Origin of the sequence: Kitasatospora sp. NBC_01246 (genome assembly GCF_036226505.1) — a bacterium.
Classification (GTDB): Bacteria; Actinomycetota; Actinomycetes; order Streptomycetales; family Streptomycetaceae; genus Kitasatospora.
The window spans coordinates 3,106,871-3,128,627 of record NZ_CP108484.1 but is presented as its reverse complement, the minus strand read 5'-3'; the positions used below and the strand labels follow the sequence as shown (position 1 = coordinate 3,128,627).

Annotated in this window: 19 protein-coding genes; 15 read left to right on the top strand and 4 right to left on the bottom strand. The window is 73.2% G+C overall.

Going from position 1 to position 21,757, the window contains the following annotated elements; genetic code table 11:
• Positions 1 to 22 precede the first annotated feature (22 nt).
• Both OG618_RS13670 and OG618_RS13665 read right to left on the bottom strand, forming a co-directional pair.
• On the bottom strand, positions 23 to 694 hold the full coding sequence (locus tag OG618_RS13670; RefSeq protein WP_329487685.1) for a potassium channel family protein: 672 nt from the start codon (positions 692 to 694) through the stop codon (positions 23 to 25).
• A complete protein-coding gene (locus tag OG618_RS13665; RefSeq protein ID WP_329487684.1) occupies positions 694 to 1,362 on the bottom strand; it encodes a potassium channel family protein in 669 nt (222 codons plus the stop codon). Before OG618_RS13665 ends, OG618_RS13670 begins: the two co-directional genes overlap by 1 nt.
• Positions 1,363 to 1,591: 229 nt before the next feature.
• Here OG618_RS13665 and OG618_RS13660 point away from each other — a divergent pair, with 229 nt between their 5' ends.
• Positions 1,592 to 3,661, top strand: a complete 2,070-nt coding sequence (locus OG618_RS13660; protein WP_329487683.1) for an APC family permease — start codon at positions 1,592 to 1,594, stop codon at positions 3,659 to 3,661.
• Between the two features lie 314 nt (positions 3,662 to 3,975).
• On the top strand, positions 3,976 to 5,331 hold the full coding sequence (locus OG618_RS13655) for a class I SAM-dependent RNA methyltransferase (RefSeq protein WP_329492100.1): 1,356 nt from the start codon (positions 3,976 to 3,978) through the stop codon (positions 5,329 to 5,331).
• A 156-nt stretch (positions 5,332 to 5,487) separates the two neighbouring features.
• Here the strand turns inward: OG618_RS13655 and OG618_RS13650 are convergent, their stop codons facing one another.
• Complete coding sequence (locus OG618_RS13650; protein ID WP_329487682.1) at positions 5,488 to 6,570, bottom strand: LysR family transcriptional regulator; 1,083 nt, start codon at positions 6,568 to 6,570, stop codon at positions 5,488 to 5,490.
• Between the two features lie 412 nt (positions 6,571 to 6,982).
• Here OG618_RS13650 and OG618_RS13645 point away from each other — a divergent pair, with 412 nt between their 5' ends.
• The 13 genes from OG618_RS13645 to ssuE all read left to right on the top strand — a co-directional run bounded on the left by OG618_RS13645 (position 6,983) and on the right by ssuE (position 21,380).
• Complete coding sequence (locus OG618_RS13645) at positions 6,983 to 7,999, top strand: isocyanide synthase family protein (protein ID WP_329487681.1); 1,017 nt, start codon at positions 6,983 to 6,985, stop codon at positions 7,997 to 7,999.
• A gap of 34 nt (positions 8,000 to 8,033) precedes the next feature.
• The gene (locus OG618_RS13640) at positions 8,034 to 8,843 is read left to right on the top strand and encodes a TauD/TfdA family dioxygenase (protein ID WP_329487680.1); all 810 of its coding nucleotides are present in this window, start codon (positions 8,034 to 8,036) and stop codon (positions 8,841 to 8,843) included.
• Positions 8,844 to 8,981: 138 nt separating this feature from the next.
• Positions 8,982 to 10,220, top strand: a complete 1,239-nt coding sequence (locus tag OG618_RS13635) for a styrene monooxygenase/indole monooxygenase family protein (protein ID WP_329487679.1) — start codon at positions 8,982 to 8,984, stop codon at positions 10,218 to 10,220.
• The gene (locus OG618_RS13630) at positions 10,217 to 11,392 is read left to right on the top strand and encodes an LLM class flavin-dependent oxidoreductase (protein WP_329487678.1); all 1,176 of its coding nucleotides are present in this window, start codon (positions 10,217 to 10,219) and stop codon (positions 11,390 to 11,392) included. Before OG618_RS13635 ends, OG618_RS13630 begins: the two co-directional genes overlap by 4 nt.
• Positions 11,389 to 12,660 (top strand): styrene monooxygenase/indole monooxygenase family protein, encoded by a 1,272-nt coding sequence (locus OG618_RS13625; protein WP_329487677.1) that lies wholly within the window; start codon positions 11,389 to 11,391, stop codon positions 12,658 to 12,660. Before OG618_RS13630 ends, OG618_RS13625 begins: the two co-directional genes overlap by 4 nt.
• A complete protein-coding gene (locus tag OG618_RS13620; protein ID WP_329487676.1) occupies positions 12,657 to 13,178 on the top strand; it encodes a cupin domain-containing protein in 522 nt (173 codons plus the stop codon). The genes OG618_RS13625 and OG618_RS13620 overlap by 4 nt, the downstream gene beginning before the upstream one ends.
• A 59-nt stretch (positions 13,179 to 13,237) precedes the next feature.
• The gene (locus OG618_RS13615; protein WP_329487675.1) at positions 13,238 to 14,434 is read left to right on the top strand and encodes an MFS transporter; all 1,197 of its coding nucleotides are present in this window, start codon (positions 13,238 to 13,240) and stop codon (positions 14,432 to 14,434) included.
• A 126-nt stretch (positions 14,435 to 14,560) separates the two neighbouring features.
• Positions 14,561 to 15,421, top strand: a complete 861-nt coding sequence (locus tag OG618_RS13610) for a sulfurtransferase (RefSeq protein ID WP_329487674.1) — start codon at positions 14,561 to 14,563, stop codon at positions 15,419 to 15,421.
• Between the two features lie 135 nt (positions 15,422 to 15,556).
• Positions 15,557 to 16,363, top strand: coding sequence for an SDR family NAD(P)-dependent oxidoreductase (locus OG618_RS13605; protein ID WP_329487673.1), 807 nt, complete (start codon positions 15,557 to 15,559; stop codon positions 16,361 to 16,363).
• Positions 16,363 to 17,724: an aminotransferase class V-fold PLP-dependent enzyme gene (locus tag OG618_RS13600; RefSeq protein WP_442906941.1), complete on the top strand. Its 1,362-nt coding sequence runs from the start codon at positions 16,363 to 16,365 to the stop codon at positions 17,722 to 17,724. Before OG618_RS13605 ends, OG618_RS13600 begins: the two co-directional genes overlap by 1 nt.
• Before the next feature lie 142 nt (positions 17,725 to 17,866).
• Positions 17,867 to 18,715: an LLM class flavin-dependent oxidoreductase gene (locus tag OG618_RS13595; protein ID WP_329487671.1), complete on the top strand. Its 849-nt coding sequence runs from the start codon at positions 17,867 to 17,869 to the stop codon at positions 18,713 to 18,715.
• 169 nt (positions 18,716 to 18,884) lie between these two features.
• The gene (locus OG618_RS13590; RefSeq protein WP_329487670.1) at positions 18,885 to 20,609 is read left to right on the top strand and encodes an FAD-binding oxidoreductase; all 1,725 of its coding nucleotides are present in this window, start codon (positions 18,885 to 18,887) and stop codon (positions 20,607 to 20,609) included.
• 180 nt (positions 20,610 to 20,789) lie between these two features.
• On the top strand, positions 20,790 to 21,380 hold the full coding sequence (gene ssuE, locus OG618_RS13585) for an NADPH-dependent FMN reductase (protein ID WP_329487669.1): 591 nt from the start codon (positions 20,790 to 20,792) through the stop codon (positions 21,378 to 21,380).
• 94 nt (positions 21,381 to 21,474) lie between these two features.
• Here the strand turns inward: ssuE and OG618_RS13580 are convergent, their stop codons facing one another.
• Positions 21,475 to 21,663 (bottom strand): hypothetical protein, encoded by a 189-nt coding sequence (locus OG618_RS13580; protein ID WP_329487668.1) that lies wholly within the window; start codon positions 21,661 to 21,663, stop codon positions 21,475 to 21,477.
• Between the last annotated feature and the right edge of the window lie 94 nt (positions 21,664 to 21,757).

Here is a 21,757-nt window from a genome sequence, read left to right as displayed (position 1 = left end):
CGTCCGTCGTCGGCCGGAGCCGCTACTGCGCGCCGGAGGTCGCGGAGAGCAGGTCCTCCAGCTCCTCCTCGCGCTCCTGGGCGGCCACGAAGAGCAGCTCGTCGCCGCCCTCCAGGGTGTCGTCCTTGCCCGGGGTGAGGACCCGGCCCTCGCGGATGATGGTGACCAGCGAGGTGTCCGGCGGCCAGGCCACGTCGCCGACACGGGTGCCGACCAGCTCGGTGTCCTCCGCCAGGGTCAGCTCGACCAGGTTGGCGTTGCCCTGGCTGAAGCGCATCAGCCGGACCAGGTCGCCGACGCTGACCGCCTCCTCGACCAGGGCGGACATCAGGCGCGGGGTGGAGACGGCGACGTCCACGCCCCAGGACTCGTTGAAGAGCCACTCGTTCTTGGGGTTGTTCACCCGGGCGACCACCCGCGGCACGCCGTACTCGGTCTTGGCGAGCAGCGAGACGACCAGGTTGACCTTGTCGTCACCGGTGGCGGCGATCACCACGTGGCAGCGCTGCAGCGCCGCCTCGTCCAGCGAGGTGATCTCGCAGGCGTCGGCCAGCAGCCACTCCGCCATGGGCACCCGCTCCACCGAGATGGAGTTCGGGTTCTTGTCGATCAGCAGGACCTCGTGGCCGTTCTCCAGCAGCTCGCTCGCGATCGAGCGGCCGACGGCACCGGCCCCGGCAATGGCGACGCGCATCAGTGACCCTCTTCCTTCGGCCCCTGGGCGAACGCGGCCTCGACGGCCGGCAGGTCGGCCCGGCGCGCCATGACGTGCACCAGGTCGCCCTCCTGCACCACCATCTGCGGCGTGGGCAGCACGCCCTCGCCGAGCCGGGTGACGAACGCCACCCGGGTGCCGGAGGCCTCCTCCAGCCCGCTGATCCGGTGGCCGACCCAGTGCGGGTCGTAGGCGACCTCGGCGAGCTGCACGGTGCCGCTCGGGTCCTGCCAGAGCGGCTCGGCGCCGCTCGGCAGCAGCCGGCGCAGCATCTGGTCGGCCGTCCAGCGGACGGTGGCCACCGTCGGGATGCCCAGGCGCTGGTAGACCTCGGCGCGCCGGGGGTCGTAGATCCGGGCCGCGACGTTCTCCACGCCGAAGTTCTCCCGGGCCACCCGGGCCGCGATGATGTTGGAGTTGTCACCGCTGGAGACGGCGGCGAACGCGCCGGCCTCCTCGATGCCCGCCTCCTTCAGGGTGTCCTGGTCGAAGCCGACGCCGGTGACCCGCCGACCGTTGAACCCGGCGCCGAGGCGGCGGAACGCGGTCGGGTCCTGGTCGACCACGGCGACCGAGTGCCCCTGTTTCTCGAGTGCTCTGGCGAGGGCGGACCCCACGCGGCCGCAGCCCATGATGACGATGTGCACCGGCGCTACCTCACCCGTCCCGTTGGGTTCTTGACCTGCGCAAACACCGTTCGTCTTCCTTTCCCGCCCGGTCGCCCGGGGCGAGCGTGTTCGTGGGGCTGGGTACGACAACCTGAGTGTTGCCCGCCTGCTCGTATCCGACACGCTAGCCGGTCCACCGAACACAGTCGCGACGAAGGGGGGGCCATAAGTCGGACCCCGGGCCTAAGAGCCCCTACGATTCCTTATCGTGCCTATGCCGACTGACCTTCCGAAACGCATCCTGATCGGGCGTGCGCTGCGCAGCGACAAGCTCGGGGAAACGCTGCTCCCCAAGCGCATCGCGCTGCCCGTCTTCGCCTCGGACGCGCTCTCCTCGGTCGCGTACGCGCCCGAGGAAATCCTGCTGACGCTCTCCCTGGCGGGTGCCTCGGCCATTCACTTCTCCTGGCAGATCGGCGTCGTCGTCGCCGTCGTGATGCTCGCCGTGGTGGCCTCGTACCGGCAGAACGTGCACGCGTACCCGAGCGGCGGTGGCGACTACGAGGTCGCCACCGTGAACCACGGTCCCAACTCCGGCCTGGTGGTCGCCAGCGCCCTGATGGTCGACTACATCCTCACCGTGGCGGTCTCGACCACCTCCGGGGTGGCCAACGTGGTGTCCGCGGTGCCCTCGCTGCGCGGCCACGAGCTGACCCTGTCCGTGGTCGTGGTCATCGTGCTGATGGGCATGAACCTGCGCGGTGTCCGCGAGTCCGGCAGCGCCTTCGCCGTCCCGACGTACGCCTTCATGGTCGGCGTGCTCGGCATGGTGGTGTACGGCGTGGTCCGGCACTTCGGCCTGGGGCAGGACATCCCCGCCGAGAGCTCCGGGTTCCACCTGCAGGCCACGCCCGGCAACGAGTCGCTGGCCGGCTTCGCGATGGTGTTCCTGCTGCTCAAGGCGTTCTCCTCGGGCTGTGCCGCGCTGACCGGCGTCGAGGCGATCTCCAACGGTGTGCCGGCCTTCCGCAAGCCGAAGAGCAAGAACGCGGCGACCACGCTGCTGATGATGGCGTCCATCGCCGTGGTGATGTTCATGGGCATCATCTGGCTGGCCCGCCTCACCCATGTCCAGATGGCCGAGAACCCCGCCGAGCAGCTGGTCGGCGCGGGCGACGGCTACCACCAGAAGACCGCGCTGGCCCAGATCAGCGAGGCCGTCTTCTCCAACTTCACGCCCGGCTTCTACTTCGTGGCCGCCGTCACCGGCCTGATCCTGGTGCTGGCCGCCAACACCGCCTTCAACGGCTTCCCGGTGCTCGGCTCGATCCTGGCCCAGGACCGCTACCTGCCGCGCCAGCTGCACACCCGCGGCGACCGGCTGGCCTTCTCCAACGGCATCATCCTGCTGGCGCTGGCCGCGATCCTGTTCATCATCGCCTTCGACGCCGACCCCACCCGGCTGATCCAGCTGTACATCGTCGGCGTCTTCGTCTCCTTCAACATGAGCCAGTCCGGCATGATCCGGCACTGGACCAGGCACCTGCGCACCGAGACCGACCCCGCCAAGCGCCGCCACATGCAGCGCAGCCGGGCGATCAACGCCTTCGGCCTGGTGATGACCATGGCCGTGCTGATCGTCGTGCTCGCCACCAAGATCAGCCACGCCTGGATCGCGATCGCCGCGATGGTCGTGCTGTTCGTGATGATGAAGGCGATCCGCCGGCACTACGACCGGGTCTCCGAGGAGCTGGTCGCCGCCGAGGAGCCGGACGACGTGGTGCTGCCCACCCGGGTGCACGCCATCGTGCTGGTCTCCAAGCTGCACAAGCCGGCCCTGCGGGCCCTGGCGTACGCGCGGCTGGCCCGCGCCCACACGCTGGAGGCCGTCACCGTCAACGTCGACCCGGTGGACACCGCGGCGCTGCGGGCGGAGTGGGACGAGCGCGGCATCGAGGTGCCGCTGAAGGTGCTGGACTCGCCGTTCCGCGAAGTCACCGGGCCGGTCCTGGACTACGTCAAGAACCTGCGCCGCAGCAGCCCGCGCGACGTGGTCTCGGTCTACATCCCCGAGTACGTGGTCGGGCACTGGTACGAGCACCTGCTGCACAACCAGAGCGCGCTGCGCCTCAAGGGACGTCTGCTGTTCAAGCCCGGAGTGATGGTGACCTCGGTACCCTGGCAGCTGGAGTCCTCCGAACGGCGCAAGCCGCAGAAGGCCTGGTCGGCTCCCGGCGCCGTTCGTCGTGGTGAGCCGCGGGCGCCGAAGGCCGTAAAGTCGAAGGCCTCCGCACAGCCCGACGACACCGCTGACAGCAGCAAGGACTCCTCCCAGTGACCCGCAACACCCCGCCCCGCTCCAACGGCTCCAAGGGCTCGTCCTCGAAGGGTTCCTCCGCGAAGGGTGCCCGCAAGGGCGGCGCCGGCAAGCCCGGGCAGGTCGCCCGGCCGCGCTGGGGCAAGCCCGTGCGCCCGGCCGCCACCGACCGCGACGGCTTCACCGCGCAGACCGCCCCGCTCGCGCCGGGCGAGCGCGCCCCGGAGCCCGAGCCCGAGCGCCCGGCCCCCGCGCAGGCGCGGAAGGAGAAGCCGGCCGACCGGTCCAAGGGCGGGGACCGCCCGCGCAAGCAGGCCGTCCGCCCGCCGAAGGTGCTGCGCACGCCGCGCGCGCCGCGGGTCGAGGCCGCCCCCAGGGGGCCCGGCGGTGACCCGCTGGTCGGCGAGCGCTACGAGGTCGAGATCGGCGCCGTCGCGCACGGCGGCGGCCACTGCGTGGCGCGCCACGAGGGCCGGGTGCTGTTCGTCCGGCACGCGCTGCCGGGCGAGAAGGTCATCGCCCAGGTCACCGAGGGCACCACGAAGTCGCGCTTCCTGCGCGCCGACGCGGTGGAGATCCTGGAGCCCGCCAAGGACCGGATCGCCCCGCCCTGCCCGTTCTCCGGGCCGGGCAAGTGCGGCGGCTGCGACTGGCAGCACGTCACCCCGGGCGGGCAGCGCAAGCTCAAGGTGCAGGTGCTCACCGAGCAGCTGGCCAAGCTGGCGGGCCTCACCCCGGCCGAGGCGGGCTGGGACGGCACCGTCGAGCCGATCGGCGGCAAGCTGCCGGCCGGGCAGGTGCCGGCCTGGCGCACCCGGGTGCAGTACGCGGTGGACCAGGAGAGCGGCAAGGTCGGGCTGCGCAAGCACCGCTCGCACGACATCCAGCCGATCGACCGCTGCCTGATCGCCGCCGAGGGCGTCACGGAGCTGGGCGTCGAGGCCCGCGACTGGCCGGGCATCACCACCGTCGAGGTGATCGCCGCCGCGGGCTCCTCGGACCGCCAGGTCGTCCTCACCCCGGCGCCGGGCGCCCAGCTGCCGCTGGTCGAGCTGGACAAGCCGGTGTCGATCGCCCGGATCGACGAGCACGACAACATCCACAAGGTGCACGGCCGCTCCTTCGTCCGCGAGCGTGCGGCCGGCCGGACCTGGCGGGTCAGCAACGGCGGCTTCTGGCAGATCCACCCCGAGGCGCCGGACACCCTGGTCGACGCCGTGCTGGCCGGTCTGGACCCGCAGTGGGGCGAGAGCGCGCTCGACCTGTACTGCGGCGTCGGGCTGTTCGCGGGTGCGCTGGCCGACCGGGTCGGCGAGGAGGGCGCGGTGCTCGGCATCGAGTCGTCCAAGCAGGCCGTGGTCGACGCCCGGCACAACCTGGCGGTGCTGGACAACGTCCGGATCGAGTGCGACCGGGTGGAGACGCTGCTGCCGCGCACCGGCATCACCGCCACCGACCTGATCGTCCTGGACCCGCCGCGCGCGGGTGCCGGGCGGGAGACGGTGGCGCACCTGGCTGGCCTGTCGGCCCGCCGGATCGCCTACGTGGCCTGTGACCCGGCCGCGCTGGCCCGGGACCTCGGGTACTTCCGCGAGGGCGGCTACCGGCCGGTCTCGCTGCGGGCCTTCGACCTGTTCCCGATGACCCACCACTTCGAGTGCGTGGCGATCCTGGAGCCGATCGCGGCCTAGCCGGGGCTTCGCGGCCCTGGCGGTTCTCGTACTTTCGCAGTGACGCGCAGGCGGTGTCCGGACGCTCCGGGTGCCGCCTGCCGTCGTCTGCGGGGGCGCTTCGGGGCGAGCGGGTTTGTCGGGACCCGGTGGTCGGCGCCGGCGCCGACCACCGGGTCAGCCGAAGGACACGCCCAGGCCGCCGGCCGGCCCGGTGCCGGCGGCGGTCCCGGCGGCCGCGCTCTCGTCGCCCGCGCTCTCGACGGCGGCCGGGGGCGCGGCCGGGGCCGGCATCGTCCCGGCGGGAAGGCCCTGGTCCCGCAGCCGGCAGCAGACCTCCTGGAGGAGGGCGATGCCGGGCTTCTCCTGGTCGTCCGCGGGCCAGACCACGCCGAAGTCGCAGGGCACCAGGCCCTCCACCGGGCGGTAGCGGACGTCCGGGCGGGGGAAGAGCTCGGCCGCCACGGCGGGCAGGAAGGCCGTCGCCCCGTCGAAGGAGACCGCGGAGAGCAGCGACTCCACCCGGGTGACCTGGTGGCCGGTGTAGCGGACCCGGGTGCCGTCGGGCCGCGGGTCCATCGCCCAGAAGCTCCGCTCGGAGGGGGAGACCTCCGGGGCGAGGCCGACCATCGGCCGGTCGGCGAGGTCCGCGAGCCGGAGCACCGGCTGCCGGGCCAGCGGGTCGGAGGCGGCCACGCAGACCACCCGGGGCTCGGTGGTGAGGGGCTCGGCGTGGAAGCCCTCGGGCGCCGGCAGGTAGACGAAGGCGGCGTCGATCTTGCCGATCGCGAGGGCGGTGGTCTGCTCGACCAGGTCCAGGACGTGGAAGTCCACGTTCAGACCCGGGTGCAGGGTGGTGAGCGTGGCGATCACCCGGCGGGTGGCGGCCAGGGCGGCGGCGCAGTCGGTGAGCCCCAGCCGCAGGGTGGGCCCGTCGCCGTCGTCGGGCGAGTGCCGGGCGGCGTCGCGCAGCTCGTCCGCGGCGTCCACCACGTTCCGGACGAGCGGAAGCAGGGCATGCCCCAGGGGCGTCAACGTCACTCTTCTGCTCGTCCGGGTGAACAGCTGCACCCCCAGCCGGCGTTCGAGGGTGCGGATCTGCTGGCTGAGGGCGGGCTGGGTCAGGTAGAGCCGTGCGGCGGCGCGGCCGAAATGCAGCTCCTCGGCCAGCGTCAGCAGTGATCGCAGTTGGTGAACCGCCGGGTCGTCCACGCCGACCATCGCCGTTGCCTCCCATCGCCCCGGAGCTGGCTCCGCCATCCATCAATCATGCTAATCGATGGAGGATTGCGCGGAGCCTTGCGCGCGAGGGAAGCTGACAACGCCTCAGCGAGATCGCGGGAGAATCCGGTACGGCGTGGTCGGGGTGGCCGAAAACCGGCCGGCCGCTTCTTTCGGCGTGCCCTGATCCACCCGCGCACGCGGAGGCGCAGTCGTCGTTTCGGCGAGAACGGCCGTCGGGGGCCGGGCGTCCACTGGGCACGACCGATCCTGAGGCTCCCGCCGGGAACCACCGAGCACCATCCCAGAAGCGGTTCCGTGCCGCCCGGCGCGGACACGAATTCAGGAGCGGTGAAATGAGTGTGCAGACAGGAATTCCACCCGAGTCCGCCACGTGCGGAGTGCATGATTCCGGCTTCGCGCCCGAACGGGAATGTTGTCTGGAGGAGTGTTGAACCACAACACCACGGGGGAGCCGTCCGCCCGGACGGCATCGGCGCGAGTACTCGAACTGCTCTACCGGTACCAGCGGATCGACGAGGCGCTGGCGGCCGAACCGACCGGACCGGCCGGACCGGAGGAGCCCGGCGGGACGTCGGGGAACGCGCGCTGCGACGCGTGTTCCGAGGTCCACCGGGCCAAGATGGAGCGCTTCACCGCGCGCGACGAGCCCATCCACTTCGTCGTGCCGGCGTTTCCGGCGAAGTCCCCGAACCAGGGCAAGGTGCTCGGCGCGCTGCCGGACCTCGGCGAGCACCTGGCGGTCGGCTTCCTGCAGTCGCTCTGCGACTACGTGCGGCACTTCTACGCGCCCGGCGCCCGGGTCACGATCTGTTCGGACGGCCACGTCTTCGGTGACGTCGTCGGGGTGACCGACGGGGCGGTGACCGCCTACCGGCAGGCCCTCGCGGACATGATCGGCGCCTCGCACTGGTCGGCGCTGGACCTCTACGGTCTGGACGACGCGTTCGGCAGCCTCGACTACCCGAAGATGCGGCGCGTGCTGGAGGAGAACTACTCCGCGACGCTGGACGAGCTCAAGGAGAACGTCCGCACCGACCGGAACACGCGTGCGCTGTTCAACGGGATCCACCGCTTCATGTTCGAGGACGCGGTGGCGCGCCAGGGCGGCGGGACGACCCGGAACCAGCTCCGGAAGAACTCCAAGGACGCCGCCTACCAGACCATTCTCCGCAGCAACGCGTGGAGCCGGCTGGTCGCCGAGAAGTTCCCCGACGCGATACGCCTCTCGATACACCCGCAGCCGCCGCACTCGGAGAAGTTCGGGCTCCAGCTCATGCCGACCAGGGACGGCTGGCTGACCCCGTGGCACGGCGTGGTGCTCGACGACGGCGTCAGCCGGTACCTGGTCAAGCGGTGGGACGCGGAGAACCTCCAGGCCTCCGTCGTCTGGCGGGACGGCCGGCCGAGCCATTTCGTCGCCCCGCACCTCGCCGCCCGCCCGTAGGGAAAGCCCGTTCCAGAAAGGAGGACAACGCGCCATGACGACTTCCATTCCCTCGGCCGCGGAGCTGCGCCACATTCCGCTCCGGCCGTTCGGCCGCGTGGTCGAGGCTCCCGGCGGAAATGCCCGGATCGGCGACATTCCGGTGGACACGCTCGCCCGCTGGACCGAGGAATCGCGGGTCCTGGTGCTCCGCGGATTCTCGTTGCTCGGAAAGCAGGAATTCGCCGACTACTGCCGGCGATGGGGTGAGGTCCTGAAGTGGGAGCCGGGCGAGGTCATCGACCTGGTGGTCGAGGAGAATCCCCGGAACTACCTGTTCGCCAGCGGCGACGTGCCGTTCCACTGGGACGGTGCCTTCGTCGAGGCCGATCCGCGGTACTTCTTCTTCCAGTGCCTGGACGCGACCGCGGGGGCCGGCGGGGAGACCGTCTTCTCCGACACCACCGCCGTCTACCGGGACGCCGACCCCGAACTGCGCGACCTCTGGGCGCGGATCAGCGTCACCTACACCACCGAGAAGATGGTGCACTACGGCGGCGAGGTCACCGAGCGGCTGGTCGCCCAGCACCCCGGGACCGGGGTGCCCGTGCTGCGCTTCGCCGAGCCGCTGGACCCGGCGGTCTACAAGAACCCGGTGTCCGTCCACGTCGACGGCGTCGACGGCGCGCAGGCCGAGGAGTTCATCGCCTCGATGGCGGAGCGGCTGCACCGGCCCGACTACTGCTACGCGCACGACTGGCGCCGGGGCGACATCGTGATCGCCGACAACATCGCGCTGGTGCACGGGCGCAACGCCTTCACCGGGCCGACCTCCCGCCATCTGCAGCGGGTCGAGGTCATCTGAGGCGTCCCGGGCCGGCTCCCGCCCGCGGGGCCGAACCCGCCGACGGCTTTCGTCACCCGTCACCCGCCATCACCCGTCACCCGTCATCACCCGTCAACGCCGGGAGGCCGGCACTTCCGGCACAGGTGGAGCGAGAACATGAGTATCGGCATTGTGGGAACCGGGATCTCCGGTCTTCATCTGGCGTTGAGGCTAAGGCAGTTCGGCATCGACGCCACCCTGTACACGGCCCAGGGGCCCGACGACATCCGCAGCGGTCCGCCGCTGAACTTCGTCACTCGATTCGACTCCACCCGGGAACGGGAATCCGCGCTCGGCGTCACCGAATGGTCGTCGCCGGCGTACGACAACGCGTGGATGCACCTCCACCTGGAAGGCCCGGACGGGTTCTCGTTCCGCGGCCGGCTGCCGAAGCCGGCCAGCTCGGTCGACTTCCGGATGTACCTCGCCGCGCTGCTGGAGGAGTTCCAGCGGCGCGGCGGGGACCCGGTCCACCTCAGGGTGGCCGACCGGGCCGGACTGGACCGGCTGGCCGAACGCCACGAGCTGGTGGTCGTGGCGGCCGGCCGGGGCGCGCTCACCGACGTCTTCCCCCGGGACGAGGCCCGCTCGCCCTACCGCTCGGCGCCGCGCCGGCTGGCCGGCGGCCTGTTCCACGGGGTCCGTCCGCCGGAGCCGGCCGGTATGACGATGCACATGGTCCCGGGGGCCGGGGAGATCCACGCCCCCACCTACCACTCCTTCGCCGGGCAGGTGACGGCCGTGCTCGTCGAGGCCGTTCCGGACGGCCCGTTCGCGGAGCTGACCGGCCGGGACCACCGCGGCGACCCGGACGGGTTCGCCAAGGAGGTCCTCGCCCTGGTCACCGCCCACGCGCCCGCCCTGCGGGAGCGCGTGGACGAGCAGGACTTCGCGCTGGCCCGGCCGGTGGACCTGCTCCAGGGCGCCGTCGTCCCGGTGGTCCGCCGGGGCTGGGCCGCCCTGGCCGGCGGCCGGTACGCGCTGGCGGTCGGCGACGCCTGGATCGCCAACGACCCGCTCACCGCCCAGGGCGCCAACCTCGGCTCCGAGCTCGCCTTCCTCCTCGCCGACGTGCTGCGCGACCACACCGGCCGCTACGACGAGGCGTTCTGCCGCGCCGCCTCCGAGCGGATGTGGCAGCGCGCCCAACCCGTCGTCGACTTCACCAACCTCTTCATCGGCCCGCCGCCGGCGCACCTGGGCACCCTGCTCGGCGCCGCCGCGGCCGACCAGCGGGTGGCCGACGCCTTCGTCGCCCACCTCGACCGGCCGGCCGCCATGTGGCGCGGCCTCGCCAGCCCCGAAGGCACCGACGCGTTCATCGCCCGGGCCCAGACCGTGAGGAGCGCAGCATGAGTGTCGAGGTCGGCCTGGTCTGGGACGCGGTCGGGCGGGTCGAGGACGGACGGGGGCTGCTGCACCTCGCCCGGCAGGCCGGGCTGGACACCTTCCTGGTCTTCGACCACCTGATGAACGTCTTCCCCCGGCAGGCCTGGGACACCGACTTCAGCCACGTCGCGGCGGGCCTGCCGACCCCGGACCGCTGCCTGGACTTCGCGACCGTGCTGGGCAACTTCGCCCCGCAGGCCGGCCCGGTCCGGCTCGCCATCGGCGTGACCGACCCGCACCGGCGCCACCCCGCGGTGCTCGCGCAGACCGCGCTGACCCTCGCCCAGCTCACCGACCGGGCACCCGTCCTCGGCATCGGCGCGGGAGCGCTGGAGAACCTCGTGCCGTACGGCGTGCCGCACGACCACCAGGTGGACCGGGTCGAGGAGGCGCTGCGCGTGCTGCGCCTGCTCTTCTCCGGGGAGGGCCCGCACGACTTCCGCGGCCACCACTTCACCCTCGACCGGGCGCTCATCACCCCCGCCCCCGAGGGCCGCACGCCCCGGATCTGGCTCGGCGCCAACCGCCCGCGGATGCTCACCCTGGCCGGCCGCTACGCCGACGGCTGGCTCCCGTCCGAGCTGATGGCCCCCGACGAGTACGCCCGGCGGCTCGACACGGTGCGCGCCGCCGCCGTCGACGCCGACCGCGACCCCGACACCATCGTCGCCGCGGGCGGCGTCCCGATCGTGGTGGCGGAGACCGACGCCGCCGCGCAGGAACTGCTGCGGGCCACCCCGATCCGCTTCCTCGCGCTGCACGCGGGCGCCCGGGCCTGGCGGCGGCACGGCGCCGCCCACCCCTTCGGCGAGGACTACCGCGGCCTGGTCGAACTGCTGCCGCACCTGCTCACCCGCGCCGAGGTGGAGCGGGCGCTCGCGGTGGTGCCCGACGAGGTGGTGGCCGACCAGGTCATCGCCGGCAGCCGGGAGACGGTGCTCAAGCGGATCGGCGAACTGCTCGACGCCGGTATGCGCCACCCCATGCTGATCCCCGCCTCGGCGCTGGCCTCGCCGGAGGCGGCCGGCTACACGATCGAGTCGATCGGCTGGCTCGCCGCCCGGCTGCGCTCCGACGCCGGCCCGGGTGGCGGTCCCGGCTCCGGCTCCGGCCCGGCCACCGCGGCGGTGTCCTCATGACCGGCGTGGGCATCGTCGGGTCCGGCATCTCCGGCCTGCAACTGGCGCTGCGCCTCCAGCAGTCCGGCGTCCCGGCGACGGTGTACTCGGAGCACGGCATCGAGGGGCTCAAGGGCGGACCGCCGCGCAACTTCCCCGCCCGGTTCGGGCCGACCCAGCAACGGGAGCGGGAACTCGGCGTCCACGAATGGGAGTTCGCCGACGCGCAGGTGCGGCATTGGGCGGTCACCATGCACACCGGCGAGCCGCGGCCGCTGGAGTTCCTGGCCGCCCTGCGGCCGCCGTCCAGCGTGGTCGACTTCCGGATCTACCTGCCCCGGCTGCTCAGCGCCTTCGTCGACCGCGGTGGCGAACTGGTGACCGGCGACCACCCGGTCGAGGAACTCGCCCGGCACCACGACCTGCTGGTCGTCGCCAACGGCAACCGGTCGGTGCGCCGGCTCTTCCCGGCCGACCCGGCCCGCTCGCCGTACAGCACGCCGCAGCGGGTGATCTGCGCCGGGATCTACTTCGGGATCGACGAGGAGGTGCCGCACTCGCTCGACATCCACTTCCTGCCCGGCGCCGGCGAGATCCTGCGACTGCCCTTCTACTCCCCGGCCGGCCGGGCCGACGTCCTCGCCTTCGAGGCCGTCCCCGGAGGCCCGCTGGAGTCCGCCGGCCACCTCGACGCCGACGCCGACCCGGCGGGCTTCCACCGGCACGTGCTGGACCTGGTCGCCGCGCACGCCCCGGGTCTGCGCGAGCGGATCGACACCGCCGGCTTCGCGCTGACCGCGCCGGGCGAGCTCGCCCGGGGCGCCATCACCCCGGTGGTCCGCCGGGGCTGGGCCCGGCTCGACGACGGCACCTGCGCGCTGGCGGTCGGCGACGCCTGGATCACCAACGACCCGCTCACCGCCCAGGGCGCCAACCTCGGCTCGCACACCGCCTTCGCGCTGGCCGAGCTGATCACCCGGCACCGGGGGCGCTACGACGAGGAGTTCTGCCGCGACGCGTCCGCGCGCCTGTGGGAGCACGCGCGCCACGTCGTGGAGTGGAGCAACGCCTTCCTCGCCGGGCCCCCGCCGCACGTCGGCGCGCTGTTCGGGCGGGCCGCGGTCGACCGGCGGGTCGCCGACGCCTTCGTCGGCAACTTCAACGACCCGGTCGCGATGTGGCGGGCGCTGTCCACCCCGGACGGCGTGAGCGCCTTCCTCGCCGACTGCGAACGGACCGCACCGGCCGCCGCCGCGAGCGGCACCACGACCACCGAAGGAGCGCGATGACCTTCCCCGACATGGCCCGGGACGAGAAGGGCCGGCTGATCCCCGAGTCCGAACAGACCGCGGTGTGGCTGCTCGGCGGCCTGGCCCAGATACGGGTGCCCGGCGAGGCGACGGGCAACGCCTTCACCGTCGTGCAGCACACCGGCAACCGCGGCTACAACACGCCGCTGCACATCCACGACTACGAGGACGAGGTCTTCATGGTCCTGGACGGCACGCTGCGCATGATCTGCGACGGGCAGGAGCTCGTCGCCGAGGCCGGCAGCACGATGATCGTGCCGCGGACCGTTCCGCACGGCTTCGTGACGACCTCGCCGAACGCCCGCTTCCTCACCATCCACTCCACGCCCCAGCCGGACCGCAGGCCGCAGTTCGACCTGTTCCTGAAGGCGGAGATCCCGCACGCCCGGGCCCTGACGCTGCCCACCGAGGACGTGGGCGGCCCCGACCTCGACCACATCATCGCGCTGGGCACCACGTACGCGTACCGCTACGCGGGCCCGCCGCCCGCCCCCTGACGGCCGCTCCGGCCCCTCGGCCGGCCGGCCAACGCTCCCGTTCCGACAGAAGAGACACCATGTCGTTGAAGCTCCTTTCCCTGATGCTGTGCGTGTTCGGCATCACCACCGGCGAGTTCGTCATCGCCGGCATCCTGCCGGACGTCGCCTCCGACCTCGACGTGTCGATCCCCGCGGCCGGGCTCCTGGTCACGGCGTACGCCATCGGAATGATCATCGGCGGTCCGGTGCTCACCGCGCTGACCGCCCGGTACCCGCGCAAGCCGCTCATCGTCGGCCTGCTCGTCATCGTGATCGTCGGCAACGTCGCCTCGGCGCTGGCACCCGCGTACGCGGTGCTGTTCGTCGCGCGCGTCGTCACCGCGCTGGTGACCGCCACGTTCTTCGCGAACGCGATCGTGATCGCCGCGTCCACGGCCCCGGAGGGCAAGCAGGCCTCGACCGTGTCCAAGCTGGTCTTCGGGATGAACCTCTCGATGATGCTCGGCGCGCCCATCGGCACCTTCATCGGCGACCACTTCGGCTGGCGCGCCACCTTCGCGGTGATCGCCGCGGTCTGCCTGGTCGGCCTGGTCCTGGTGCTGCCGCTGGTGCCGGACGTGGCGGCCTCCACCACCAGCGCGGTGGCGGAGCTGCGGGTGTTCCGCAACCGCAACGTCCAGCTGGCGATCGGCATCACCGCCGTCGCCAACATGGGCCTGCTGATGGTGTTCACCTACTTCTCGCCGCTGCTCACCGACCTCACCGGCTTCGCCGACGGGGCCGTCCCGCTGCTGCTGCTGGCGTACGGGGTGGGCGCGGCGGCCGGCAACTTCGTCGGCGGCTGGCTCTCCGACCGCTCCCTGATGGCCTCCCAGGTCGGCCTGCTGGGCCTGCTCACCGGGGGCCTGCTGGTGATGTGGGCGGTCAGCGGCGGCACCGTGCTCACCGCGGTGATGGTCTTCGTGATCGGGGCGCTGGGCTTCTCCGTGATCCCCGGCATGCAGACCAGGGTGCTGACCACCGCCAGCTCGGCGCCGACCCTGGCGATCGCGGTGAACGCCTCCGGCTACCAGCTCGCGGCCGCCCTGGCCGGCTGGCTGGGCGGCCGGGTCATCGACGGCCCGGGCCTGCGCTCGGTCTACCTCGCGGCCGCCGGGGTCACAGTCCTCGGCATCCTGCTCAGCGCCTACGCCTGGCACCGGGACCGCACCGGTGGCGGCAAGGCGGTCGGGGCCGGTGCCGAGGAGCGGACGGCCGAGACCTCGCCGGCCTGACACCTCCGCCCGGCGGGGCCGCGCCCGGTGCGCCGGCCGGCCCCGCCCGGTCCGCTTCGCCCGGCCCCGTGCGGGGGCCGGGAGTCCCGCCGGGGCCACCCGGCCGTCACTTCACGAGGGGCAACCATGGGTCGTGATTCCGTCCTGGTCACCGGCGACTGGGCCGAGCGCCGGCTCGGCACCGCCGGAGTGGTCTTCGTCGAGACCGGCAACGAGGACACCGAGTACCGCAAGGGCCATCTGCCGGGCGCCGTCTGGATCAACTGGAGCGAGTTCCAGGACGACCTGCGGCTCGGCGTCGTCGGCCGGGCCGGATTCGAGCGGCTGATGCGGGCCAAGGGCATCGGCGAGGAGGACACCGTGGTGGTGTACTCGGCCAACGCCAACCTGCTGGCCACCCAGGTCTACTGGTACCTCACCCTCTACGGCCACCGGTCCGTGCGGCTGCTCGACGGCGGCCGCCGCAAGTGGGAGCTGGACGGCCGCCCGCTGACCACCGCGTCGCCCGGCCGCCCGCCCACCGGTTACCTGGTCACCGACCCCGACCCGTCCGTCCGGGCGACCCGGGACGACGTCCTGGCCGGCATCGGGCAGCGCAACATCATCGACGTCCGGAGCCCGGAGGAGTACTCCGGACTGGTCTTCGCGCCCGGCTTCGCCGGGGAGGCCTTCGCGACCGGCCACAACCCGCACGAGGTGGCCCAGCGCTCCGGCCACGTCCCGGGCGCGGTCCACCTGCCCTGGCAGGACGTCGTCGGCGAGGACGACACCTTCCGCTCCGACGAGGAGCTCGGCCGGCGGTTCGCCGCGCTGGAACCCGCCCGCGGCACCATCACCTACTGCTGGGTAGGGGCCCGCTCCGCGCACTCCTGGTTCGTCCTGCGCGAACTGCTGGGCTGGCCGGACGTCCGCAACTACGACGGCTCCTGGGCCGAGTACGGGTCGCTGATCGGCGCGCCGGTCGAACGTGGCACTCCCGGCGACTGAGCCGCCCCCGCCCCCGCCCCGCCCCTCTCCTCTCTCCTCCCCGACCCACCGCACGCCCCTGCCCGATTCACCGCACGCCGATCCTCCGAGCCTGAAGGGAGCGGGGCCGGCCTCGGACGGCCCCCACCACCAGCCATGAACGAACGCAACACGACGCAGCCCCCGCTCGGCGCGCCCGCCCGGGACCGGCTGGCGGGCAAGGTCGCCCTGGTGACGGGCGCCAGCTCCGGCATCGGCGAGGCGGCCGCCAAGGCACTGGCCGCACAGGGCGCGAGCGTGGTGCTGGCGGCCCGGCGGCGGAGCGAACTGGACCGGGTCGCCGGGGAGATCACCGCCGCCGGCGGCGCCGCGATCGCCGTCACCGCCGACGTCACGGTCGACGAGGACCTCGCGGCCGCCGTCCGCACGGCCGAGCGGCACTACGGCGGTCTGGACATCGCCTTCAACAACGCCGGGACGCTGGGCACCCCGGGCCTGGTCGCCGACCAGAAGCCGGAGGCCTGGACGGACGACCTCGGCCGGGTGCTCACCAGCGTCTTCCTGTCGATGCGGCACGAGATCCCGGCCCTGCAGCGGCGCGGCGGCGGAGTGATCGTCAACAACGCCTCGCAGCTGGGCGTGGTCGGGTTCGGCGCCGGGATCAGCGCCTACGTGGCCGGGAAGCACGGCGTGGTGGGCCTGACCAAGGCCGCCGCGCTGGAGTACGCCGGGGAGAACATCCGGGTCAACGCCCTGGCGCTGGCGACCGTGGACACGCCGATGTACCGCTCCTCGGTGGGCGGCAGCCAGGAGATGGCCGACATGTTCACCGCCCTGCACCCGCTCGGCCGGATCGCCAGCGCGCAGGAGGCGGCCTCGGCGGTCGTCTACCTGGCCGGCGACGAGGCGGGCTTCTTCACCGGCTCGGTGCTGGTCATGGACGGTGGATGGACGGCCCGGTGATGCCCGCCACCGCCACCGGGCCGGAACGGGCCACCCGCGGCGTACCGGAGGTCGTCGGCGGAGACCTCAAGGTGCCGCTGGTGACCGGCTCGTGGGTGCCGTACGCCAACCTCGACTACGCGGCGAGCACTCCGAGCCTCGCGGCCGTGCAGCACGCGGTGGACCGCATGCTGCCCTGGTACAGCAGCGTGCACCGGGGCGCCGGGTTCGCCTCCGCGGTCTCCACCCGGGCGTACGAGCGGGCCCGGGAGACGGTGCGCCGCTTCGTCGGCGCGGCCCCGGACGCCCAGGTGGTGTTCACCCGCAACACCACCGACGCGCTCAACCTGCTCGGCCGCGCGCTGCCCGCCGGCACGGCGGTCTTCCGGTTCTCCACCGACCACCACGCCGCCCTGCTCGCCTGGCGCGGCTCCCCGGTGTACCGGCTGGCCCGGCCGGCCACCGCGGCGGACGCCGTGACCGCGCTGGCGAAGGCGCTCGCCGGCGCCCCCAGGGGGCCGAAGCTGGTGGTGATCACCGGCGCGTCCAACGTGACCGGGGAGCTGTGGCCGGTCGCCGAGCTGGCGGAGGTGGCCGCCACCCACGGCGCGCGCACCGTCCTGGACGCCGCCCAACTGGCCGGGCACCGGCCGCTGGACCTCGCCGGCTGGGGCGTGGACTGGGCCGCGCTCTCCGGGCACAAGCTGTACGCGCCGTTCGGCGCCGGCGCCCTGGTGGGCTCCGCCGACTGGCTGGACAACGCCGACCCCTACCTGGCGGGCGGCGGGGCCACCGCCCGGGTCGCCGAGGAGGACGGCCGGGAGAACATCCGCTGGACCGGGCTGCCGCACCGGCACGAGGGCGGCTCGCCGAACGTGGTGGGCACCCACGCGATGGCGGTCGCCTGCCGGACGCTGACGGCCACCGGCTGGGACGCCGTCGCCGCGCACGAGCAGGCCCTGACCGCCCGGCTCCGCGGCGGGCTGGCGGCCGTCCCCGGAGTCCGCCTGCTGGACCTGTGGCCGGGCGGACACCCGCGGCTCGGCGTGGTCTCCTTCAGCGTCGCCCGCTGCGGCGACGCGCCCGCCGACCAGCGGCTGGTCGCCACGGCGCTCTCCGCGGAGCACGGGATCGGCGTCCGGGACGGCGCGTTCTGCGCCCACCAGGCGGTCCACGCCCTGCTGAGCGACGCACCCGGGCACCAGGGCGACCGCGCGCTGCGCGCCAGCATCGGCCTGGGCACCACCGCCGAGCACGTCGACCGGCTGGTGGCGGCGCTGGGCGAACTGGTCCGGCGCGGGCCGCGCTGGTCCTACGACCACCCGGAGGACGGCTGGCGGCCGGTGCCGGATCCGCGGCCGGTACCGGAATTCCTCCGATGAGCGGGAATTCCCCGGGTGACCCGTTACGGGTGACCGCGGCTCAGTAGGCTCCGACACCGGAAGGAGAGTGCCCGACATGACCGGAACACGCACGACCGAACAATTGGACCATTCCCGATCGCCCGCCCACCGATTCGGCGTCATGCTCTATCCGGACCAGCCCTTTCCGGTGCTCGCGCAGCGGCTGGGGTGGCTGGAGGAACTCGGTTTCGACCAGGTGTTCGTACCCGATCACAGCGCGGACCTGCGCAATCCGAGCGGCCTCTGGTTCGACAGCTGGTCGGTGCTGGCCATGGCGGCCGTGACCACCCGGCGGATCCGGATCGGCACCATGGTGGCCAACCAGATCCTGCGCCCGCCGGCCCAGCTGGCCAAGCAGGCGATCGCCCTCGACCACCTCTCCGGCGGCCGGTTCGACCTGGGCATCGGGGCCGGGCTGTTCCCTTGGGACCACCACAGCGTGGGGCAGGTCCCGTGGTCGCCCAAGGAGCGCGCCGAGCGCTTCGCGGACTACCTGGCGATCGTCGACGGGGTGCTGCGCGGCGGGATGTTCAGCCACCAGGGGGCCCAGCTGTGGGTCAAGGACGTGGTGACCGTACCCGGTTCGCTGCAGTCGCCGCGGCTGCCGCTGATCGTCGGCGGTCAGTCGCCGACGCTGATCCGGGTGGCCGCCGCGTGCGCCGACGCCTGGAACACCCACGGCCCGCCGGGCGCGAGCGCCCAGGAGGTGCTCGGCATCACCGCCGAGCAGAACCGCCGGCTGGACCGGCTCGCCGGCGAGGCCGGCCGCGACCCCGCGGCCGTCCGGCGCGGGTACACGATCTTCGGGCCCTGGGACCCGAGAAGGGGGCGGCACGGCTACGAGGAGATCTTCGAGCGCTTCACCGGGGCCGGTGTCGCGGATTTCGTCCTGGACTGGCCGGGGGAGGCCCATCGGGAGGAATTCGAAAGAGTCGCCCGTGAGGTGATTCCGCCGCTGCGCGACAGCTGACGGAAACAACGCACACCACGGGGGATTTCACGACGCGATCCTGTCCCGCGTATCGGCCGGGAGGGCCCGGCCGATACGCGAATGCCGTACGGGGGATCACAGGAATTCGGCAGTTCGTCGCAGACGGGCGGTTAGCCCGGGATTCGCGTGAAGAGAAGGTGTGACAGAGATGATCGAAGACGTGGCCGGCACGGCCACCACGGGGGCTTCGGACAACGGGAGTGCTCTGGACCACGGGGGTGCTTCGGACCACGGGAACGCTCCGCGCGACGGGGGTGCGGCGGACGGCGGGGCCGTCGGCGGCGGGGCGGCCGACGGCGGGACGGCGGCGGACCCCCTGCGGGGCCGCGGCGGGATCACCGTGACCAAGGCCGACCGCCAGTACGAGGACCTGGTCAGCGGCCTCAACCAGCGCTACGTCGCGGCCCCCGACTCGGTCCGGCTGGTGAGCACCACCGAGGAGGTCGTCGCCGTCGTCCAGGAGGCGGTCGACCGGGGCAAGCGGCTCGCCGTGCGCTCCAGCGGGCACTGCTACGAGGACTTCGTCCACAACCCGGAGGTCCGGATCATCCTGGACATGTCCGGCATGCACGCGGTGGGCTACGACCCCCGGCTCAACGCGATAGCCGTCGAGTCGGGCGCCACCAACCTGCGCACCTACCAGACCCTCTACCCGGAGTGGGGCGTCGTGGTCCCCGCCGGGTTCTGCTACTCCGTCGCCATGGGCGGCCACGTCAGCGGCGGCGCGTGGGGTCCGCTCTGCCGGCTGCACGGCCTGGTCGTCGACCACCTGTACGCGGTCGAGGTGGTCGTGGTCGACGCGGCCGGCCGGGCCCGCGCGGTGATCGGCACCCGCGACCCGGACGACCCGAACCACGACCTCTGGTGGGCCCACACGGGCGGCGGAGGCGGCAACTTCGGCGTCGTCACCCGCTACTGGTTCCGTTCGCCGGGCGCCACCGGGCGGGACCCGCGCGCCCTGCTGCCGAAGCCGCCCGAGGAGCTCCTGGTCAGCGCCGTCAGCTGGCCGTGGGACGAGCTGAGCCGGGACGAGTTCGTCCGCCTGGTCCGCAACTACGCCGACTGGCACGTGGCCCACCTGGGGCCCGACGACCCGGCGCGGGCGCTGATCAGCCAGCTGGTCCTCAACCACCGCAGCGCCGGCCAGATCGGCATGCTCGTCCTGGTGGACGCCTCGGCGCGGGGCGCCGAGCGGCTGCTCGCCGGCTACCTGGAGCGGATCGGCGAGGGCGTCACCGTGGAGCGCGGCGCGCTGACCCGGCACATGGGCGAACTGCCCGCGATGCCCCAGTTCGCCGCCCCGCGCCGGCTGCCCTGGCTCCAGGCGGTCCGGATGCTCGGCACCACCAACGGGGTGCTCAACGACCCGACGCTGCGCGCCGAGTACAAGTCCTCCTTCATGCGCGCCGGCTTCCCCGAGGGCCAGCTCGACGCGCTCCACGCGCACCTCACCCGCGAGGATGTGACCAACCCGAACATCAGCGTGCAGCTGACCTCCTACGGCGGCCGGATCAACGCGGTCCACCCGGCGGCGACCGCGGCGCCGCACCGGGACGCGGCCTTCAAGATGCTCTGGCAGGTGTTCTGGAACGACCCGGCCGACGACGACCGCAACATCGGCTGGGCCCGCGACTGCTACCGCGCGGTCTACGCCGAGACCGGCGGGGTGCCGGTGCCGAACGGGGTCACCGACGGCTGCTACGTGAACTACCCCGACATCGACCTCAACGACCCGGGCCTCAACACCTCGGGGGTGCCCTGGCACGACCTCTACTACAAGGGGAACTACCCGCGCCTGCAGCGGATCAAGGCGGCGTGGGACCCGCTCGACGTCTTCCGGCACGGCCAGTCCGTCGAGCTGCCCACGGCCTGAGCGGCGGCCCGGGCGGCGGCTCGAAAGGCGCCCCCGGTGGCGGCTCGGATCGCGTCCCGGACGGTGCTCGGCGAGGGCCCCGGACGGGTGCCCGGACGGGTGCCCGGTGGGGCCCGCTCCGCGGCCGGGCTGCCCGCCGCCGTGCCCCGCCGCCGCCGTGACCCTCGAAGGAGCCTTCCGATGACCTCCCTGCTCGCGATATCCGCCAGCCCCTCGGCCGGCTCGCGCACCGCCGCGCTGACGGCCCACCTCGTCCAGCTCCTGGCCGAGGCCGGCTTCCGGACCGGGCACGTCCGGGTCCGCGACCTGCCGGCGGCCGAGCTGCTCGCCGGGCGGGCCGACAGCGCCGTGCTGCGCGACGCCCTGGCCGCGGTGGCCGCCGCGGACGGGCTCGTGGTGGCGTCGCCCGTCTACAACGCGGCCTACAGCGGTCTGTTGAAGGCCTTCCTGGACGCACTGCCCCGCTCCGGGCTGGCGGGCAAGACGGTGCTGCCGGTGATGACCGGCGGGAGCCTCGCCCACGCGCTGGCCCCCGACTACGCGCTGCGGCCGGTGCTGACGGCGCTCGGCGCGCGGTACGTCGTCCGCGGCGCGTTCGTCCTCGACGCGGCGGTCGAGCCGCGGGACGGCGGGCCGCCGCGGCTGGCGTCGGAGGCCGCTCCCCGGCTGGAGCAGGCGGTGGCGGACTTCCTGGCCGCGCTGCCGCCGGACGTGCCCGGTGGACTGCCCGCGGCCGGGCGGTCCGGGCCGGGCGCCCTGGCGCGGAGATGACGACGGCGGTCCCCGGAGCCTCCGGGGACCGCCGTCGCCGTCCTGGGGGGGTGTGCGCAGAGTCCCGCCGGGTCCGCGACGTTGCGCAGACCCCCTAGCCCTGGGCCTCGTCGGCGGTGTGCGGAAGGGTGATCCCGTGCTGGGCGGCGAGCCGCAGCAGTCCGGCGATCCGGCCCTCGTAGGCCTGGACGCCGTCGGCGTCCTGGTCGGTCCGGGCTGCCGCGAGTTCCTCGCGGGCCCGGGCGAGCTGCTCGCGCAGCTCCTGGTCGAACATCGCTGTCATTGCCGGCCTCCAAAAGGTCGGTGCCGCTCCGGGGAATGCGCGGGGCAGTTCAGAGTCTACGAAGGTGAAGAACTCTTCAAGTCCCGCCCGCCGC

Bases quoted from the DNA above. Each gene is read 5' to 3' on its own strand.
- OG618_RS13670 (WP_329487685.1), bottom strand. From the start codon at position 694: ATGCGCGTCGCCATTGCCGGGGCCGGTGCCGTCGGCCGCTCGATCGCG.
- OG618_RS13650 (WP_329487682.1), bottom strand. From the start codon at position 6,570: ATGGCGGAGCCAGCTCCGGGGCGATGGGAGGCAACGGCGATGGTCGGC.
- OG618_RS13640 (WP_329487680.1), top strand. From the start codon at position 8,034: ATGACGACTTCCATTCCCTCGGCCGCGGAGCTGCGCCACATTCCGCTC.
- OG618_RS13635 (WP_329487679.1), top strand. From the start codon at position 8,982: ATGAGTATCGGCATTGTGGGAACCGGGATCTCCGGTCTTCATCTGGCG.
- OG618_RS13630 (WP_329487678.1), top strand. From the start codon at position 10,217: ATGAGTGTCGAGGTCGGCCTGGTCTGGGACGCGGTCGGGCGGGTCGAG.
- OG618_RS13625 (WP_329487677.1), top strand. From the start codon at position 11,389: ATGACCGGCGTGGGCATCGTCGGGTCCGGCATCTCCGGCCTGCAACTG.
- OG618_RS13620 (WP_329487676.1), top strand. From the start codon at position 12,657: ATGACCTTCCCCGACATGGCCCGGGACGAGAAGGGCCGGCTGATCCCC.
- OG618_RS13615 (WP_329487675.1), top strand. From the start codon at position 13,238: ATGTCGTTGAAGCTCCTTTCCCTGATGCTGTGCGTGTTCGGCATCACC.
- OG618_RS13610 (WP_329487674.1), top strand. From the start codon at position 14,561: ATGGGTCGTGATTCCGTCCTGGTCACCGGCGACTGGGCCGAGCGCCGG.
- OG618_RS13605 (WP_329487673.1), top strand. From the start codon at position 15,557: ATGAACGAACGCAACACGACGCAGCCCCCGCTCGGCGCGCCCGCCCGG.
- OG618_RS13600 (WP_442906941.1), top strand. From the start codon at position 16,363: ATGCCCGCCACCGCCACCGGGCCGGAACGGGCCACCCGCGGCGTACCG.
- OG618_RS13595 (WP_329487671.1), top strand. From the start codon at position 17,867: ATGCTCTATCCGGACCAGCCCTTTCCGGTGCTCGCGCAGCGGCTGGGG.
- OG618_RS13590 (WP_329487670.1), top strand. From the start codon at position 18,885: ATGATCGAAGACGTGGCCGGCACGGCCACCACGGGGGCTTCGGACAAC.
- ssuE (WP_329487669.1), top strand. From the start codon at position 20,790: ATGACCTCCCTGCTCGCGATATCCGCCAGCCCCTCGGCCGGCTCGCGC.
- OG618_RS13580 (WP_329487668.1), bottom strand. From the start codon at position 21,663: ATGACAGCGATGTTCGACCAGGAGCTGCGCGAGCAGCTCGCCCGGGCC.